Origin of the sequence: Nocardia beijingensis NBRC 16342, assembly GCF_001612785.1 — a bacterium.
Classification (GTDB): Bacteria; Actinomycetota; Actinomycetes; order Mycobacteriales; family Mycobacteriaceae; genus Nocardia; species Nocardia beijingensis.
Genome location: NZ_BDBC01000001.1, coordinates 112,238 through 128,087, shown reverse-complemented (window position 1 = coordinate 128,087; position 15,850 = coordinate 112,238). Strand labels below are relative to the sequence as shown.

The 15,850-nt window shown below is 69.9% G+C and carries 16 protein-coding genes; 3 read left to right on the top strand and 13 right to left on the bottom strand.

Annotation, left to right across the window (positions count from 1 at the left end; genetic code table 11):
* Positions 1-12: 12 nt before the first annotated feature.
* Genes NB3_RS00635 through NB3_RS00625 form a run of 3 tightly spaced genes read right to left on the bottom strand, consistent with a single transcriptional unit; the run spans position 13 to position 3,347 of the window.
* Entirely contained in the window at positions 13-924 is a 912-nt protein-coding gene (locus tag NB3_RS00635; protein ID WP_067794781.1) for an acetaldehyde dehydrogenase (acetylating), read from the bottom strand.
* Between the two features lie 10 nt (positions 925-934).
* A complete protein-coding gene (locus tag NB3_RS00630) occupies positions 935-1,720 on the bottom strand; it encodes a 2-keto-4-pentenoate hydratase (protein WP_067794778.1) in 786 nt (261 codons plus the stop codon).
* 1 nt (position 1,721) lies between these two features.
* A complete protein-coding gene (locus tag NB3_RS00625) occupies positions 1,722-3,347 on the bottom strand; it encodes an FAD-binding protein (protein WP_067794775.1) in 1,626 nt (541 codons plus the stop codon).
* Between the two features lie 105 nt (positions 3,348-3,452).
* Here NB3_RS00625 and kstD point away from each other — a divergent pair, with 105 nt between their 5' ends.
* Positions 3,453-5,162: a 3-oxosteroid 1-dehydrogenase gene (gene kstD, locus NB3_RS00620; protein ID WP_084485539.1), complete on the top strand. Its 1,710-nt coding sequence runs from the start codon at positions 3,453-3,455 to the stop codon at positions 5,160-5,162.
* Positions 5,163-5,342: 180 nt separating this feature from the next.
* Positions 5,343-6,209, top strand: coding sequence for an enoyl-CoA hydratase ChsH3 (gene chsH3 / locus NB3_RS00615; protein WP_067794772.1), 867 nt, complete (start codon positions 5,343-5,345; stop codon positions 6,207-6,209).
* 205 nt (positions 6,210-6,414) lie between these two features.
* On the opposite strand, the gene NB3_RS00610 is transcribed toward chsH3, so the two are convergent.
* The 9 genes from NB3_RS00610 to zapE form a co-directional block, all read right to left on the bottom strand.
* Positions 6,415-6,870, bottom strand: a complete 456-nt coding sequence (locus NB3_RS00610; RefSeq protein ID WP_067794768.1) for a TraR/DksA family transcriptional regulator — start codon at positions 6,868-6,870, stop codon at positions 6,415-6,417.
* Between the two features lie 25 nt (positions 6,871-6,895).
* Entirely contained in the window at positions 6,896-7,465 is a 570-nt protein-coding gene (locus NB3_RS00605; RefSeq protein ID WP_067794765.1) for a CBS domain-containing protein, read from the bottom strand.
* Between the two features lie 122 nt (positions 7,466-7,587).
* On the bottom strand, positions 7,588-9,111 hold the full coding sequence (locus NB3_RS00600; protein WP_067794761.1) for a PucR family transcriptional regulator: 1,524 nt from the start codon (positions 9,109-9,111) through the stop codon (positions 7,588-7,590).
* Between the two features lie 287 nt (positions 9,112-9,398).
* Positions 9,399-9,860, bottom strand: a complete 462-nt coding sequence (locus NB3_RS00595; protein WP_067794759.1) for a hypothetical protein — start codon at positions 9,858-9,860, stop codon at positions 9,399-9,401.
* Positions 9,857-11,131, bottom strand: a complete 1,275-nt coding sequence (locus NB3_RS00590; RefSeq protein ID WP_067794756.1) for a DUF58 domain-containing protein — start codon at positions 11,129-11,131, stop codon at positions 9,857-9,859. Before NB3_RS00590 ends, NB3_RS00595 begins: the two co-directional genes overlap by 4 nt.
* Positions 11,128-12,090, bottom strand: coding sequence for an AAA family ATPase (locus tag NB3_RS00585; RefSeq protein WP_067794753.1), 963 nt, complete (start codon positions 12,088-12,090; stop codon positions 11,128-11,130). Before NB3_RS00585 ends, NB3_RS00590 begins: the two co-directional genes overlap by 4 nt.
* Before the next feature lie 29 nt (positions 12,091-12,119).
* Complete coding sequence (locus tag NB3_RS00580; protein WP_067794750.1) at positions 12,120-12,608, bottom strand: hypothetical protein; 489 nt, start codon at positions 12,606-12,608, stop codon at positions 12,120-12,122.
* A gap of 34 nt (positions 12,609-12,642) precedes the next feature.
* On the bottom strand, positions 12,643-13,560 hold the full coding sequence (locus NB3_RS00575) for a DUF4129 domain-containing protein (RefSeq protein ID WP_084485510.1): 918 nt from the start codon (positions 13,558-13,560) through the stop codon (positions 12,643-12,645).
* Between the two features lie 179 nt (positions 13,561-13,739).
* Positions 13,740-14,750: a cell division protein ZapE gene (gene zapE / locus NB3_RS00570; RefSeq protein ID WP_067794747.1), complete on the bottom strand. Its 1,011-nt coding sequence runs from the start codon at positions 14,748-14,750 to the stop codon at positions 13,740-13,742.
* Positions 14,751-14,812: 62 nt separating this feature from the next.
* Here zapE and NB3_RS00565 point away from each other — a divergent pair, with 62 nt between their 5' ends.
* Complete coding sequence (locus tag NB3_RS00565; RefSeq protein ID WP_067794879.1) at positions 14,813-15,385, top strand: TetR/AcrR family transcriptional regulator; 573 nt, start codon at positions 14,813-14,815, stop codon at positions 15,383-15,385.
* Here the strand turns inward: NB3_RS00565 and NB3_RS00560 are convergent, their stop codons facing one another.
* Positions 15,386-15,823, bottom strand: a complete 438-nt coding sequence (locus NB3_RS00560; protein WP_067794882.1) for an NUDIX hydrolase — start codon at positions 15,821-15,823, stop codon at positions 15,386-15,388.
* Positions 15,824-15,850: the final 27 nt, after the last annotated feature.

Sequence of the window (15,850 nt, the reverse complement as noted above, 5' to 3'; positions counted from 1 at the left end):
GTCGAAAGCTCCTTACACCCGGGCCGTGACGATCTGTTCGGCGATGACCTCGCCGACCTGCGTCGCGGCGGCGGTCATGATGTCGAGGTTGCCCGCGTACGGGGGCAGGAAGTCGCCCGCGCCCTCCACCTCGACGAACACCGACACCTTCGCCATGCCGCCGGAGACCACCGACGGCTCGTCGAACTGCGGCTCGTTCAGCAACCGGTAGCCGGGCACGTACTGCTGGATGTCGGCGACCATCCGGTGGATCGAGTCGGCGATCGCGTCGGTGTCGGCGTCGTCGGGGATGGCGCAGAAGATGGTGTCGCGCATGATCATCGGCGGCTCGGCCGGGTTCAGGATGATGATGGCCTTGCCGCGCTGCGCTCCGCCGATGGTCTCCACGCCCCGGCTGGTGGTCTTGGTGAACTCGTCGATGTTCGCGCGGGTGCCGGGACCGGCGGACACCGACGACACCGACGCGACGATCTCCGCGTACGGCACCGGGACGACCCGCGAGACCGCCGCGACGATCGGGATCGTCGCCTGCCCACCGCAGGTGATCATGTTGACGTTCGGCGCGTCCAGATTCGCGCCCAGGTTCACCGGCGGCACGACGGCGGGACCGACGGCGGCCGGGGTGAGGTCGACGGCGCGAATGCCCGCCTCGGCGTAGCGCGGCGCGGCGGCGCGGTGTACGTACGCCGAGGTCGCCTCGAAGATCAGATCGGGCAGTTCGGATTGCCCGAGCAGCCAGTCCACGCCCTCGTGCGAGGTCTCCAGTCCCAGTCCGCGCGCCCGTTTCAGACCCTCGCTGTCCGGGTCGATCCCGATCATCCAGCGCGGCTGGATCTTCTGCGAGCGCAGCAGTTTGTAGAGCAGATCGGTACTGATGTTGCCGGACCCGACGATCGCGGCGGTGACGGTCCCGTTCTCGGACACGACAGCCTCCCTAGGTGAATTGCAGACGGACAGAGCCGAGTCCGGCGAACTCGGCGTGGAACTCATCGCCCGGACGGGCGTCGATGGCGCGGGTGCAGGAGCCGGGCAGCACGATGTCGCCTGCCTTCAACCGGACCCCGAAGCTCGCGACCTTGCGCGCCAGCCAGGCCACCGCGATCACCGGATCGCCCAGCACCGCGTCGCTGCGGCCTTCGGCGACCACATCGCCGTTGCGGGTGAGCACCGCGTCGATGGCCTTGATGTCGATGTCCTTCGGCGCGACCCGCTGCGCGCCGAGCACGAAACCGGCCGAAGACGCGTTGTCGGAGATGGTGTCGGCCAAGCCGATGTTCCAGTCCTTGATCCGCGAGTCGATCAGCTCGATCGCGGGCGCGAAGGCGACCGTTGCGGCGAGCACGTCCTCCTCGGTGCACTCCGCGCCGGGCAGGTCGGCGCCGAGCACGAACCCGACCTCCACCTCGACCCGGGGGAACAGGTAGCGGCCCGCTTCCACCGGAACGTCTTCGTGGACTTCCATTTCCGCGAGCAGGTGCCCGTAGTCGGGCTCGTCGACGCCCATCATCTGCTGCATGGCCTTCGACGACAGACCCACCTTGTGCCCGACCACGCGCGCGCCCGCGTCGAGCCTGCGCCGGATGTTGATCAGCTGGATCTCGTAGGCGTCGACCACGTCGATGTCGGGGTGGCGGGCGATCAGCGGATCGATCGCCACCCGGTCGCGCTCGGCGCCCTCGAGTTCGTCGGCCAGTTCGGTTCGTACCGCGTCGGACAGCACGCTAGTTCCCTTCCACAGTTGCGTTTTCCAGCGCCGAGACCTGCTCGCCCGCGGCGGACCGGCCTGCCCTGCGGCCGGAGAAGATGCAGTCGGCCAGTGACAGCCCGCTGACATAGGACTCGGAGCAGACGCCGACCGCGGTGCGCCCGGCGGCGAAGAGGCCGGGGATGTCGCGGCCCTCGGCGGTCTTGACCGCGCCGGTGCGCTCGTCCACGACGACGCCGCCGAGGGTGAGCATGGGGCACGGGTTGGTCAAGCTCGGTTTGATGCCCACGTCCAACAGCCAGAACGGGCCGGTGCGCACCGCTTCGGTGAACTCGGCGGGCTTGCCGACCGGATCGGGCGCGCCGGTCTCGATCGCGGTGTTGTGCGCGTCGACCGTCGCGCGCAGCCCGGCGGGGTCGATGCCCGCCTTCGCCGCCGCTTCCTCCAGCGTCGCGCCGCGAATCGCGGTGCGCCGCATGGTCTCGAACTGTCCGCGCTGGAACCAGGCGCCTTGCTTGCCGATCTGGCCGATCGCGGTGCGCATCAGCGGGTCGTCGGCCAGCAGCCATCCCTTGCCGCCGTGCTCGGTGATCAGCTTGTTGCCGACGGCGGCGCCGTAGCGGGTCTCGTCGATCACCCTGCGGCCATCGGCGTCGACCAGCAGCGCCGCGGTGAAAGCGCTGGGCGGCAGCAGGAATCGCCACGCGGAGACGTTGTCCATGTGATCCACGGCCGCGCCGACCTGCTGCGCCATCAGGATGCCGCTGCCGTCGTCGGCCGTGGTGCCGAGGGCGAGACCACCGTGGAACGCGGGCGCGTGCTGCCGCACCAGATCGCGATTGGCGATGAACCCGCCCGCGCTGAGCACCACGGCGCGCCGGGCGAGTACCCGGATCGTGCTGCCGTACCGGCGGTCCAGCGCGTCCAGCCGCTGTTCCAGCGCCCGCCGCAGCGGCGGATAGTAGATGCCGGGCTTGGCCGCGATCTTCGCCATGCGGGTGTAGCGGTCGCGAACCCGGCCCGGCGCGTCGCGCAGGGTGTGGCATTCGACGCCGATCACCGCGCCCGCGGCGTCGGTGATCAATCGGGTCACCCGGGTGAGGGTTTCCACGCGCACGCCCGCCCTCGACGCGGCGGCGGCGAGCGGGCCGGTGAGTTTCTTGCCCGACGTGCCCCGGCCCTTCACCCGGTGTCCGCGCTGCGCGGCGGGGATGTCGCGGAACGCGCCGGAGATCTCGCTGCCGGAGTAGTACAGGTAGTAGCGGTCGTTGGGGTAGGAAGTCTTGTACGGGCACAGCGAGGCCTCGAACGGGACGCCGTGCGCCTTCAGCCATTCGATCAGCTCCGGGCTCTCGTCGACGAACCGGCGCAGCGTCTCGGGGGCGACCGCGGCGCCGACCTCGCGCTCGAGGTAGGCGTACATCGCCTCGGGAGTGTCCTCGACCCCCGCCTCGCGCTGCACGGAGGTGCCGCCGCCCGCGTAGATGATGCCGCCGGACAGCGCCGACGTGCCGCCGCCGGTGAAGCGTTCGAGGACGAGCACCTGCGCGCCCGCCGCGGTCGCTTCCAGCGCGGCCGCGGCCCCCGCGGCGCCGTATCCGACCACGACAACGTCGGTGGTCAGGTCCCATTCGAGGCCCATGTTCTTAACTCCGGTCCGAAACTGAAACAAGTTTCCTCGACAAACGGAACGTCGAGCAAGTCTTCTGCCACACAACATAGACCAATGACGCGTCCATTCTATAACGTGTTCTACATGACTGATCGGGAATACGACGTGGTGGTGGTCGGCAGCGGCGCCGCCGGCATGACCGCTGCACTCACCGCGGCCCACAACGGCCTGAGCGTGGTGGTGATCGAGAAGGCCGCGCACTACGGTGGGTCGACCGCGCGCTCCGGCGGCGGCGTGTGGATCCCGGGCAACAAGGCGCTGCGCGCGTCCGGTCGGCCCGACGACCGCGAGGAGGCGCGCACCTACCTGCACAGCATCATCGGCGACGTCGTGCCCTCCGAACGGATCGACACCTTCATCGACCGTGGCGCCGAAGCGCTGGACTTCGTGCTCGATCATTCGCCGCTGAAGATGACGTGGGTGCCGGGCTACTCCGATTACCACCCGGAGGCGCCGGGCGGGCGGCCCGAGGGCCGCTCGTGCGAGCCCAAGCCGTTCGACACGAAGATCCTGGGCGAGGAGCGGTTCAACCTGGAGCCGCCGTACGCGAAGGCCCCGCTGAACGTGGTGGTCATGCAGGCGGACTTCGTCCGGCTCAACCTGATCCGGCGTCACCCGAAGGGCATGCTGCGGGCGATGCGCGTCGGCGCGCGCACCTACTGGGCGAAGTTCACCCGCAAACACATCGTCGGCATGGGGCAGGCCGTCATCGCGGGCATGCGCAAGGGGCTCATGGACGCGAACGTGCCGCTGCTGCTGAACACCCCGATGACCGACCTCGTCGTGACCGATGGCGTGGTCACCGGCGTCCAAGCGCTGCACGAGGGCGAACCGGTCACCTTCACCGCACGCTACGGCGTCGTGCTCGGCAGCGGCGGTTTCGAGCACAACGCGGAAATGCGCACCAAATACCAGCGCCAGCCCATCACCACCGAGTGGACCACCGGCGCGGCCGCCAACACCGGCGACGGCATCCAAGCGGGCATGGCGGCGGGCGCGGCCATCGGCTTCATGGAGGACGCGTGGTGGGGGCCGACCATCTTCAAGGGCGGCAAACCGTGGTTCGCGCTGGCCGAACGGAACCTCCCCGGCAGCATCATGGTGAACGCCGACGGCAAGCGATTCGGAAATGAGTCCGCTCCTTACGTCGAGGCGGTGCACACCATGTACGGCGGCGAGTACGGGCAGGGTGAGGGGCCGGGCGAGAACATCCCCGCGTGGCTGGTGTTCGACCAGCGCTACCGGAACCGCTACATCTTCGCCGGGCTACAGCCCGGTCAGCGCTTTCCGTCCCGGTGGATGGAAAACGACTTCATCGTCAAGGCCGACAGCATCGAGGAACTGGCGGGCAGGATCGGCGTGCCCGCCGATGCGCTGGCCGCGACCGTGACCCGGTTCAACGGCTTCGCCGAGACCGGCAAGGACGAGGACTTCGGCCGCGGCGACAGCCACTACGACCGGTACTACGGAGATCCGACCGTGCGGCCCAACCCGTGCCTTGCCGCGCTGGTACAGGGTCCCTACTACGCCGCCAAGATCGTGCCGGGCGATCTGGGCACCAAGGGCGGGCTGGTGGCGGACACCGCGGGCCGCGTGCTGCGCGAGGACGGGAGCGTCATCGAGGGGTTGTACGCCTCCGGCAACTGCTCCACACCGGTGATGGGCCACACCTACGCCGGGCCCGGCGCGACCATCGGCCCCGCGATCACCTTCGGGTACCTCGCGGTGCTGGACATCGTCGAGCGCAAGAAGCAGCAGCCCGCAGTCGCCGCGGCAGAGGCCTGAGGTGGAAGGAAGCCCGCCGCGGAGCGCCAGCCACTCGCCCATCCCACCGACCGGGCGGCGCACTGGCCGGCCTCGGTCGCGCCGAGCAGGATCGAGCCGAAGGCGCATCGATTCCCGGCGCGGCCTCGGACGCGGCGCGGTAGATCCGGATCGATCCACATTCATGCACAAGGAGAACTGATGCCCATCGACCCGAAGATCGCGCTCGGCGCGCAACTGCCGAGCCGGGAGTTCGCCTGGACCGCGTCGGACGTGCAGCTGTATCAGCTGGGCCTCGGCGCGGGCACGCGCTGGACCGACCCGGCCGAACTGCGCTATCTCGACGATCGGGAACCACAGGTGCTGCCGACCTTCGCCACCGTGGCGGCGACCGTGCACGAGACCGAGCCGCCCAAGGTGAGCTTCCCCGGCGTCGAGATCGACCTGGCGAAGGTGGTGCACGGTCACCAGGAGGTCGAGGTGCACCGGCCGATCCCGGCGGCGGGCAAGGCGACCAAGGCCAGCCGGATCGCCGAGGTTTGGGACAAGGGCTCGGCTGCGGTCATCGTGCAGGAGCACACCGTCACCGGCTCCGACGGCGCGCCGCTGTGGACCGAGCGCTCCTCGATCTTCGCCAAGGGCGAGGGCGGCTTCGGCGGCGAGCGCGGGCCGAGCACCAAGACCGAATTGCCGCAGCGCGCTCCGGATTTCGACGTCACCACGCCTACGCTGCCGCAGCAGGCGCTGCTGTACCGGATGTCCGGCGACCGGAATCCCCTGCACTCCGACCCCGAATTCGCCCGCGCCGCCGGGTTCCCCGCGCCGATCCTGCACGGTCTGTGCACCTACGGCATCGTGTGCAAGACCGCGACCGACATCGTGCTCGACTCCGACGCCAGTCGCGTCACCGGTTTCCGCGCCCGGTTCGCCGGTGTGCTGTACCCGGGCGAGACGATCCGCACCCGGATCTGGCGCGAGGACGATCGGCTCACCATCGCCGCGACCGTGGTCGAACGCGACGACGCGCCCGTCCTCGGGGACGTCGAGCTGCGGTTCCGGGCCGCCTGAGGAATCCCTGACCAGTTGCACCGAAGCGGCCCTGGGCGGGACGCTCCTGCGCATCGGACGCGGCGCCTGCGAGTTGCCAGTGCAGCATGGTCAGCGTGTCATCGTGGTCTACGGGCACGGCTTCGGTGGCTCGCGGTCGAACGCCGTGGTCTCCCTGCGCCGTCGAGCCACCTCCGCACGCACGGAGTCGGCGGGGACCGAGCGGTCACCGGTATGCGAGCGTCTTCCGTTTCGCCGGAAGGTCGCGGCGCGGCGCTCGGGAGGGTCCCCCTGGCCGCTGTCCGCTTATGACACGGGATCCGTCGGCGGACGGGAAACGCCGATGGCACCGCAAGCACCACTGTGTGGTGGGAATGGTGCGCAGCAGGCGAATCGGGATCTCCGCGTGACAGCGGCGGCATCGGCCGTAACGGCCGGTGGCGATGAGCAGCAGAGCTGCCTCGATGTCCGCCAGCGCTTGCCGCGCCGCCGCGGCCAGTTTGCCGTCGACCTCGCGTCTGGCCGCCTCGGCCGCGTCGGCGGGTTCGGGGGCGCGGTCGATCTCGGCTTCGAGTTCGGCCAGCTGTCGCAGGCGGAAGCTGCGCTGCTGCTCCAGCGCGGCGCGCAGCGCGGGTAGGTGTTCGCTGAGGCTCGGTCGGGAAACGGGGTGTGCGTGGGTCATCGTCGACTCCGGGGCTGGTGGGTGGTCAAAGCTCGGTTGTGGCGGGTGTGAGCGCGATGCTCGCGGTGCGGATGCCTGGCACGATGCGGGTCAACGCGATGGCGATGCGGCGTTCGGATTCGTCGGCGAACCGGCCGGAGATGGTGGCGTCACCGTCCTCGACGGTGACCTGCCAGCGCCGCGCGCCGCGGTATTGATCGAGCAGGCGCTGCGCATCGGCCGCGAGCGCGTCGTCCGGGGTGAGCATGAGCCGCAGCGCGTCGCCGCGGCTGAACATGCCGACCACGCGGTCCTCGGCGTCGACGACCGGCAGACTGCGCAGTCCGTGGGTCACCAGCCTGCTCATCACCTCGGCCAGTGCCGCGTTCTGGGGCAGGGACACCGCCGGCGTGGTCATCACCGCGCCGACCGCGTCGTCGAGTTCTCCGGACCGCAAGAGGTCGCCGCTGGTGAGCATTCCGATGAGGCGGTCGTCTCCGTCGAGCACGGGCAGCGCCGCGTACCGCAGTTCGGCGAGCATCAGCGCCGCCTCGCGCGCCGTGTCCTCGCGCCGGACGGTGGTGACCGGTCTCCGCATCACCTCACGTACCTGCATGTTCCTCACTCCGATACCTCCTTCCTGGCTCAACCCCATGGTGGCGTGGCGGCGAGGCGATCGGTTGCGCTGATCGGACAATCGGAGGGCGGAGAATTGTGGCGCAGGCACAGCGGGCCGGGTCAGTCGGTGTCGGCGACGGCGAGTTCGATCATCATGGCGAGACGTTTGCGGGGATCCTTTAAGCCGAGGTCGGTCACCTCCGCCATCTTGCGCAACCGGTTGCGGACGGTGTTCTCGTGCACGCCGAGCTGCGCGCTCGCCTGGGCGGAGTCGCCCTGCGCCTGCAACCAGGCGCGCAGCGTAGCCACGTACTGGGTGGAGTGCACGCGGTCGTAGCGCCGTAATTCCGACACCGGTCCCCGCGCCGGGGTGCGTCCGGAAAGTCCCGCGGTGCGCAATCGCTGTAGCAGGATCTCATCCCACGACTCGTCGTAGGCGGGAGGCGCGGCCGCCGCGGGCCGGGCCTCGTGCAGCGCCATGCACTCGTCGGCTTCTCGGCGCGCCGATGCCAATTCCGTGGCCCGTGCGAGACCGCTGACGCCGGCCGCCAATGTCATCCCCACGGGCAGTGCGGCCTGTAACTCACCGACCCATCGGCGTGCCGCCGCAGCGGAATCAGCGGGGAGCACGGTGTAGACGGTGTCGCCGACCAAGGCGCTGCGAGTCGAACGGGACCAGCCGAATCCGGTCGTCGCTCGCTCGAAGATCAACAGCAGCGCGGCGTGCCGCTCGTGCGCGCTTCGATCCCGCAGCGCGATCACCCGCAGATCCTCCGGCGCCAGCCCGAGTCTGCTGGCCACTGTCGCCGCGTCCGCCGCGCCCTCCAGCAGACGGATGACCAGATCGGCTTCCACCTGACGCTCGAGGTCCGCGCTGGCCCGCGACCGCAACAGATGCAAGGCCACCGTGCGCGCCCCATCGACCAAGGCCGTGCGCCGGGCCCCGCGCAACGGCGCCGGGCACGACACCCATATCGACCCAAGCAGTTGCCTGCCCACACGCACGGCCACCACCATCCGCCCTGTCACACCGCGTTCGGCGTCCGGGGCGACGAACAACGGCTCGTCCGAGGCGGCCAAATGCGCGAAGACACCGCGCGCGTCGAACAGCGCCCGCAACCACGGCGGCATCTCCCTACCGAGGATCGTCTCGACGCGGGCGGGATCGAGGTGCTGCTTCGGCTTCGAATAAGCCAGCACCCGAGACCGCCGGTCCTCGATCGTCACCGCACCCCCCACAGCGTCGGCCACGCTGTCGGCCAAGGCGAACAGATCGGTCGGACCGCGACCGGCCTCGGTCTCGCGTCCTTCCAGCACCAACCCGTAGACCACCGCGGCCAGCTCGCTCCATGCCACCGCGGGATCGACCACGAGCACCGCCACGCCATCGATATCCGGCTCGCGCTCGGTCTCCACACCCCCGCGAAAGAGCGCGACGACAGCACCCGCCGAGACCGCCCATTCCACCACCTCCGGCACCGAGCGCGCCCCGATTCCCAGCAGTACGTCGCCCACTTCCATGGGGTCCTGATCGGCCCCGTGGATCACCACGCTGCGCAGTCGGGTGGACCGGGGCACCGAACCCAACCGCAAGCGGATTCCGTAGCCACTCAGCACATTCGCCAACCGGTCCAATGTCACCACGAGCCGCTCCCGAGCCGAGCCCGCGGCGCTGCGCGATCAGGCGACCGACGCGACCCGCGGAAGGTCGTGGACGTGGTGGTCATTCGATCGAACTCGGCGAACGTCATAAGACCTCCCGCGGTTGTCCATCTCCTCGATCACGCCTGCGGAGCCTCAGCGGGGGGCGACCTCGGCCGTCGGGGCCACCCTCGCATTACCGAACGGTACGCGCACGACCGTGTGGCCTTCGCGGTTCATACCGACACGGCTTCGGCCAGGTCTCGTCGCCGAGGGCCGTCGCTTCAGCGTCAGATTTCGCCCGACGCCGGAAGTTCGCGGTCGCCGCGCCCGCGACGGGCGGCGGCGCCCTGGATCACCAGGGCGTACAGCAGCAGCACGAGCACCGGCGCGGCCAGCGGCGCCCAGGCCAAGCGCAGCGGGACGAGAGCGGCGACGACGGCGACCGCCGTGAAGCCGACCGCACCGGTCACCGACGGGATCGTGGTCGGCACCACGCCGTGCGGCGCGGTCACCGTGGCGGCGTTGAGCAGATAGGTCGTGGCCACCAGACCCGTCGCCGCGGAGGCGAGCACACCCGCGTCGGCGAGCGCGAGCACGGCCAGCGCGAGCAGCACCGCGCAGACCGCCAGCGGCCGGAACCACCAGCCGAGCGCCACGAAGACCATGGCGGGGATGCCGATCCACGGCTCCAGCAGCGCCACCGACGCCACCAGCAGCACGCCGGAGAGAACCGCGAGGAATCTGGTCATCGGCGCACCCGTACGGTCCTGCGGTGCTCGGGCAGCACGCGCATGATCTGGTCGAGGCGCGTATCGTCCGGCCACGCCACGATGTCGACGCCGACGGTCCCCATGTCCCGGTACATCGCCGCGCGCTCGAGCTGCCACATCTTGGCCAGAATCGGATCGAGGTCCTCCTGGAACGGCGTGCCGCGCAGCACGTCCACCACGACCACCACGTGCCCGCGCTTACGCAGATCGATCAGCGCGAGGGCGAACTGGGTGTCCAGCAGCGTGGAGAAGGCCACCACGATCGCGCCGAGCGGTACGGCCGCGTGCGGCGCGAGGGTGCCGGTGGTCGGGATGTGCTCGTCGCCGACGTCGAGCACGGTGTCGACGATGCGGTAGAACTGGCGGCGGCCGATGTCCGGCCGCAGCCAGCGCGGCGCCTGGCCCAGGCACACCACCGCGGTCCGGTCGCCGGCCTGCAAGGTCGACTGCACCACCTGCGCCGCGCCGCGCACCGACAGCTCCAGCGAGTCGGTGGCCGGTCCCGGCGCCTGCTGCGAGGTGTCCACCAGCACCACGACATCCGCGGACCGGTTGGTCAGCCGTTCGGTGACATACAGCCGCCCGCGCCGCGCGCTCACCGGCCAGTTCACGATGCGCAACTGGTCGCCGGGGGCGTAGGCGCGGATGTCCGCGTACTCCACGCCCGGCCCGTGCCTGCGGGTGAGGTGGGTGCCGAGCCGCTCGGGCAGCTCGGTTCGCGGCAGGCGCATCCGCTGCGGATCGGTGATCGGATACACGAACAGCTGCCCCGCGGGCAGCACCGCGGTGGCGACGGCCAGCCCGGCGGGACTCAGCGCGGAGACCCGCACCGAGATCGGGTAGCGCCCCCACCTGCCCACCGAGAGCGCGAGCCGCAACCCGGCCGGCGCGATGCCGGAATCGCTGGCCTCCTCGACCCGCAGCTCCAGCCCGGTCGACTGCTCCGGCTTCAGCCGCAGCAGCGCGTGCCCCTTCTCCACGAACGCGGCGACGGTGAGCGTCACTTCCTCGGTCTCGAAACAGCGCAGCGTGCCGCCGCCGTCGACCTGGATCCTGGTCGACGACTGCTGCCACGGCGCGGTAGCGAGCACGCCGAGCAGCGGCGCGGCGAACACGAGCAGTTGCCACCGGCCGAGCACCACCGCGAGCACCAACGCCGCGGCGGCGCACCCGGCGAGCATGAAGACCAGCGGCGCCGGTCGCCACCGCAATTCGGCGTCGACGGCGGAGCTGGCGTCGCGGTGCCTCATGTCACGGTGGCGCGCGGGACCGGCAGACGGCGCAGCAGTTCAGTGATCACGTCCTCGCCGCGGATGCGGCGCACCCACATCTCCGGCCGCAGCGTGATCCGGTGCGCCATGGCGGGCACCGCCAGCGCCTTGACGTCTTCGGGGATCACGTAGTCGCGGCCGAGCAGCAGCGCCCGCGCCCGCGACATCTGCACCAGGTCCAGTTCCGCGCGGGGGCTGGCGCCGACCTCCACCTGGGGATGCCCTCTGGTCGCCGACGCCAGCGCGACGACATAGCTCACCACGTCCGGGTGCACGGTCACGTATTCGACGGATTGCCGCATCTCCAGCAGGCCGTTGGCGTCGACGACCTGGTTGACCTGCGGCTGCTGCGACCCGCGCTCCAGCCTGCGGCGGATCATCTGCGTCTCGTCGTGCTCGGACAGGTAGCCCAGCCGCAGCTGGATGGCGAAGCGGTCGAGCTGGGCTTCCGGCAGCGGATAGGTGCCCTCGTACTCGATCGGGTTGTCGGTGGCCAGCACGATGAACGGTTGCGGCAGCACGAACGTCTCGCCGTCGATGCTGACCTGCCCTTCCGCCATCGCCTCCAGCAGCGCGGCCTGGGTCTTCGGCGGGGTGCGGTTGACCTCGTCGGCCAGCAGCACGTTGGTGAACACCGGCCCGCGACGGAAGGTGAACCGGCCCGAGGACATGTCGTAGATCGTCGAACCGAGCAAATCCGCGGGCAGCAGGTCCGGGGTGAACTGCACGCGGGTGAACTGCAACCCGAGCGCGGACGCGAATGATCTCGCGATGAGCGTCTTGCCGAGGCCGGGTAAGTCCTCGATCAGAACGTGCCCACCGGACAGCACCGCGATCATGATCAACTGCAACTCGTCCTGCTTGCCGACCACGACCCGGGACAATTCCCGGAGCACGGCCTCGCTGCGCTGGATGGTCACGTCCATCGGCATGGTCATGTGTGTACCCGCACTTGCCTCAACCCATTTCACATTCTCTGCAGGCGGCTCAGGATCTCGTCCAGCGCCGCACGTCCCGGTGCCCTGCCGGTCTGATCACGAAGGGCCGAATTGGCCGGGTCCACCCAGCGCCACAGTTCCGGCCCGAACTGGTGGACACCCGCCGCCTCGACCGCTCTGCGGTTCTTCGCCACCCGCTGGCCGCTGGACAGCTCGAACTCCTTGGCCAGCAGCGGGCGCAGGTGCCGGTCCCAGTCGGCACGGCTGCCGTCCGCGCGGTCGGCGAGCATCTGCGCCCTGGCGTGCCAGCGCCACAACATCTCCGCCGGGCCGTTCTCCATGTCCTCCATCGCGTCGGCGTCCCCGGCCTCGGCGCGCTCGAGCAGCGACCAGATCAGCCAGGCGAGCGCCACCGCGACCGGGATTCCGGCGACGATCAGCAGCAGCCCGCGGGCGCGTTCGACGGCGACCAGCTCGATCACCGCGATGACGATCACGCAGGTGATCACCACCCCCATCCGATTCACGCGACGTCCTTTCTCACCCGGGCGGTCACGCCGGCACCTCCCCTTGCAGATCGGCGAGCACGATGCGCAGCAGTTGCTCGGCGCGCATGCGCTGCCATTCGAGCATGGCGTGCGGGCTGAACCTGGCCTCCTCGAACAGGGCGACCAGCTCGCGGGCGGACGCGTCGTGCAGCGCGCCGCGTTCGAACGCGCGGGCCAGCACTTCCATCGGGGTGTCCGACGCCAGCGGGGCGGCGGCGCGGTCGGAGGCGAGGCCGCGTTCCATCGCGACGTAGCAGGCGATGATGGCGGTGCGCGGATCCTGGCCGGGGGCGTTCATCGCGGCCAGGCCCATCTCCGCCGCGCGGGCCAGTGAGTCCGTCGGGGTGGGGGCCGGTGCGGCCGCCTGCGCCGGGGCCGGGGCCTGCTTGTGCCGGGACGACACCGCGACCACGACCAGGCCGGTCATCGCCACCGTCACCAGGCCCGCGGCCGCGATCCCGGCCAGCACCAGCGCCGTCCCGGTCAACTCCGCCGACCTCGGCTCGGTTTCGGGGGGCGGCGGGGTCCCCTGCTCCGGCGCGGCGCCGGTGGTGGTGGCCGGCGTCGCCGGGCGCGCGGGCTCGCTCGGCGTGCCCGCGCCGATGAAGTAGATCGCCGACGCGGCCGCGACCAGCACGCCGAACAGCGCGAGCGCACCGAGCAGCGCCAAGCCCGTGCGCCCCAGCCGCCACTGCCTGCGCTCCTCCGCGCGCTCGGGCTCCGGCATGGCCAGCGGCAACCGATGCTGGCTCGCGATGACGCCCGCGAGCAGGATCACGATCGACACGGTCAGCAACACCGGCATGAGCGCGACCGACAAAGCTGAGGGAACCTGCCTGCTGGACTCGGCCTCGCTGATTCCTGGGATGTATCCGTGCAGGGCGATGGCGGCAAAAGCCAGCAGCGTGATCAGCACGATCACGCGCGATATCGGCGCTCGCGCCCGGACCACTGCGTTACCACCAAATCTGAGTACTCCACAAAACAGCCACATAGTTACATGCCGGGCGGTCCGCTCGGGATGGAATGGAATACTTCGCAGTCCTTCCTTCTAAACCGCAACTGGGCGGGGAGGCGACGGGCCGGCCGACGCCACGGTGACTACCGGGCGATATCGGGAGGGGATTGGGACAAAGCACAAAGCCGACTCTTCAAACGTGACATATCCGGCACTTCCCGCACGTCCCGCACCAGCTCGCCGAGCGTCGAAGACGCGATGACGGTGAGTGCCCGATCAGCGTCGGAGAGCACGTCGACGGCGTTGACGAAACGCATCACCCAGTCGGGGGGAACCGAGCGCAGCGGCGGCACATCTCGGATTTCCCAGCACGGAAATCGTTGGGCCAGCGCAACATAATCCGCCGCGGAAGTTGGAGTCCCGCACAATACGGCGAAGTCGACGACGAGCTTTCCACCATCGGACGCAATGGCGCGCAAACTTCGAGCACCCTCTGATATCTCGACAAGCGACTCGTTTTCCCGTTGTGTCGCAGCATTATTCTGGGCAGCGGAAGTCCATGGCACGCTTGCCGCCGTGCGACACGGAGGCGCCACGACGTATCGCCCGGAGGCGAATCCGGTTGCAGCTCTGTGGGTATTGAGGGCGCGATAGTCGGTCGCGCCGTCCACGGCCACCACGTCCATGTTCGCGAGGATTCGCTCGATGGCAGGCACGAACCGGTCGTGGAACAACGGGTTCGGCAACAACTCGGCGGGCGGGTAGTTCGATGTGACCACCAGGGTGACGCGGCGGGCGAACAGCGCGTCCAGCAACCGGGCGATCAGCATCGCGTCGCCGATGTCGTGCACGTGGAACTCGTCGAAGCAGACCAGTATCGCGTCACCGAGCAGCGCGTCCACCGCGGCATCGATCGAGCCGGACACGTGCGCCGCGGCGTGCAGGCTCGCGAAGAACTGGTGAAAGTGGTAGCGGCGCTTGCGTCCCGATGCCACCTCGGCGAAGAACCGGTTCATGAGCATGGTCTTGCCGCGCCCGGGTCTGCCGTGGAGATAGACGCCCCGGTGACGCCGGACCGGCCTGCCGCGCCGATCGACCAATTCACGTAGCCGCGCCGCCGCCCGTGCTTGGTCGGTATCCCACCGGATTTCCATGACACCTCCTGATCCTCTACATTTGTAGAGGGCCAGGAGGCCGGCGGCCAGGAAGGGTGATCATGTCCACAGACGACCGGCGCGCGCTCCTCGCCGACACGGCCATCGAACTGATCGCGACACGTGGTCTGCGCGCGCTGACCCACCGTGCGCTGGACACGGAACTGGGCCTGCCCGCCGGGTCGGCGTCCTACTACTTCCGCACCAAACGCGCCCTGATCGAGGCCGTCGTGGACCGGATCACCACCCGCTCCCGCGACGATTTCGCCGCCGCCGCACTGACGCCGACCGCCGCGGCGCAACCGGCCGCGGAGGCCATCGCCGCCTGGCTGGACCGGCTACTGGCCGAGCGGCGTGCGCACCTGATCGCCCGCCACGCTCTCCTGATCGACCTGCTGGACGATCCCGGCCTGCATCCACGGCTGGTGCACAGCCTGTTCTCCGTCGACCGCGCGCGCGACCTCTTCCGCGCCATGGGCGCGCCCGATCCGGACACCAGGGCCGAGGACTTCGTCGCCGTGCTCGAGGGAGTCGTCTTCGACCGCTTCGCGGGCAACCGCACCACCCTGCGCCCGAACACGACGGAGAGCGTCCGGCAACTCACCCGTGTCATCGCCGCGCAGTTGCGAGTGTGATCAGCTCGGCCAGCCTCGCTGGCTGTAGGTCACGCCGGTGCGATAGCCGTCGATGCCCGCGGCCGGATACGGGATGAGCGTTTCGGGGAGGTTCCCGAGCGGGAACCACCGGAGCTCGTAGGACTTGTCCGGCTCGCGGTTGACCGGCTCGCCCGACCAGCGGCTCGTCTGGAAGAACAACCCGACCCTGGCCTCTCGCCCTGGCTCGACGACATGCGCGGAATGGACGTGCCGCAGATCCGCCGGGTCGATCACGACGCCGACCTCCTCGCACGCTTCGCGGACCACCGCGGCGAGCGCCGACTCGCCCGCCTCCAGCTTCCCGGCGGGCAGGTGCCACAATCCGTCGAACTCGTCCGCGCTGCGCCGCCTGCTCAGCAACACTTCCGCGCCGCGCACCAGCAACACGTGCACGTCAACCACATGTCGGGCCACCACCTGCCCCAAGCTACGCGCCACCTCGCG

Excerpts from the sequence above, each read along its gene's own strand:
- NB3_RS00625 (WP_067794775.1), bottom strand. The coding sequence starts at position 3,347 with ATGGGCCTCGAATGGGACCTGACCACCGACGTTGTCGTGGTCGGATAC.
- chsH3 (WP_067794772.1), top strand. The coding sequence starts at position 5,343 with ATGCCCATCGACCCGAAGATCGCGCTCGGCGCGCAACTGCCGAGCCGG.
- NB3_RS00610 (WP_067794768.1), bottom strand. The coding sequence starts at position 6,870 with ATGACCCACGCACACCCCGTTTCCCGACCGAGCCTCAGCGAACACCTA.
- NB3_RS00605 (WP_067794765.1), bottom strand. The coding sequence starts at position 7,465 with ATGCAGGTACGTGAGGTGATGCGGAGACCGGTCACCACCGTCCGGCGC.
- NB3_RS00595 (WP_067794759.1), bottom strand. The coding sequence starts at position 9,860 with ATGACCAGATTCCTCGCGGTTCTCTCCGGCGTGCTGCTGGTGGCGTCG.
- NB3_RS00590 (WP_067794756.1), bottom strand. The coding sequence starts at position 11,131 with ATGAGGCACCGCGACGCCAGCTCCGCCGTCGACGCCGAATTGCGGTGG.
- NB3_RS00585 (WP_067794753.1), bottom strand. The coding sequence starts at position 12,090 with ATGACCATGCCGATGGACGTGACCATCCAGCGCAGCGAGGCCGTGCTC.
- NB3_RS00580 (WP_067794750.1), bottom strand. The coding sequence starts at position 12,608 with ATGGGGGTGGTGATCACCTGCGTGATCGTCATCGCGGTGATCGAGCTG.
- zapE (WP_067794747.1), bottom strand. The coding sequence starts at position 14,750 with ATGGAAATCCGGTGGGATACCGACCAAGCACGGGCGGCGGCGCGGCTA.
- NB3_RS00565 (WP_067794879.1), top strand. The coding sequence starts at position 14,813 with ATGTCCACAGACGACCGGCGCGCGCTCCTCGCCGACACGGCCATCGAA.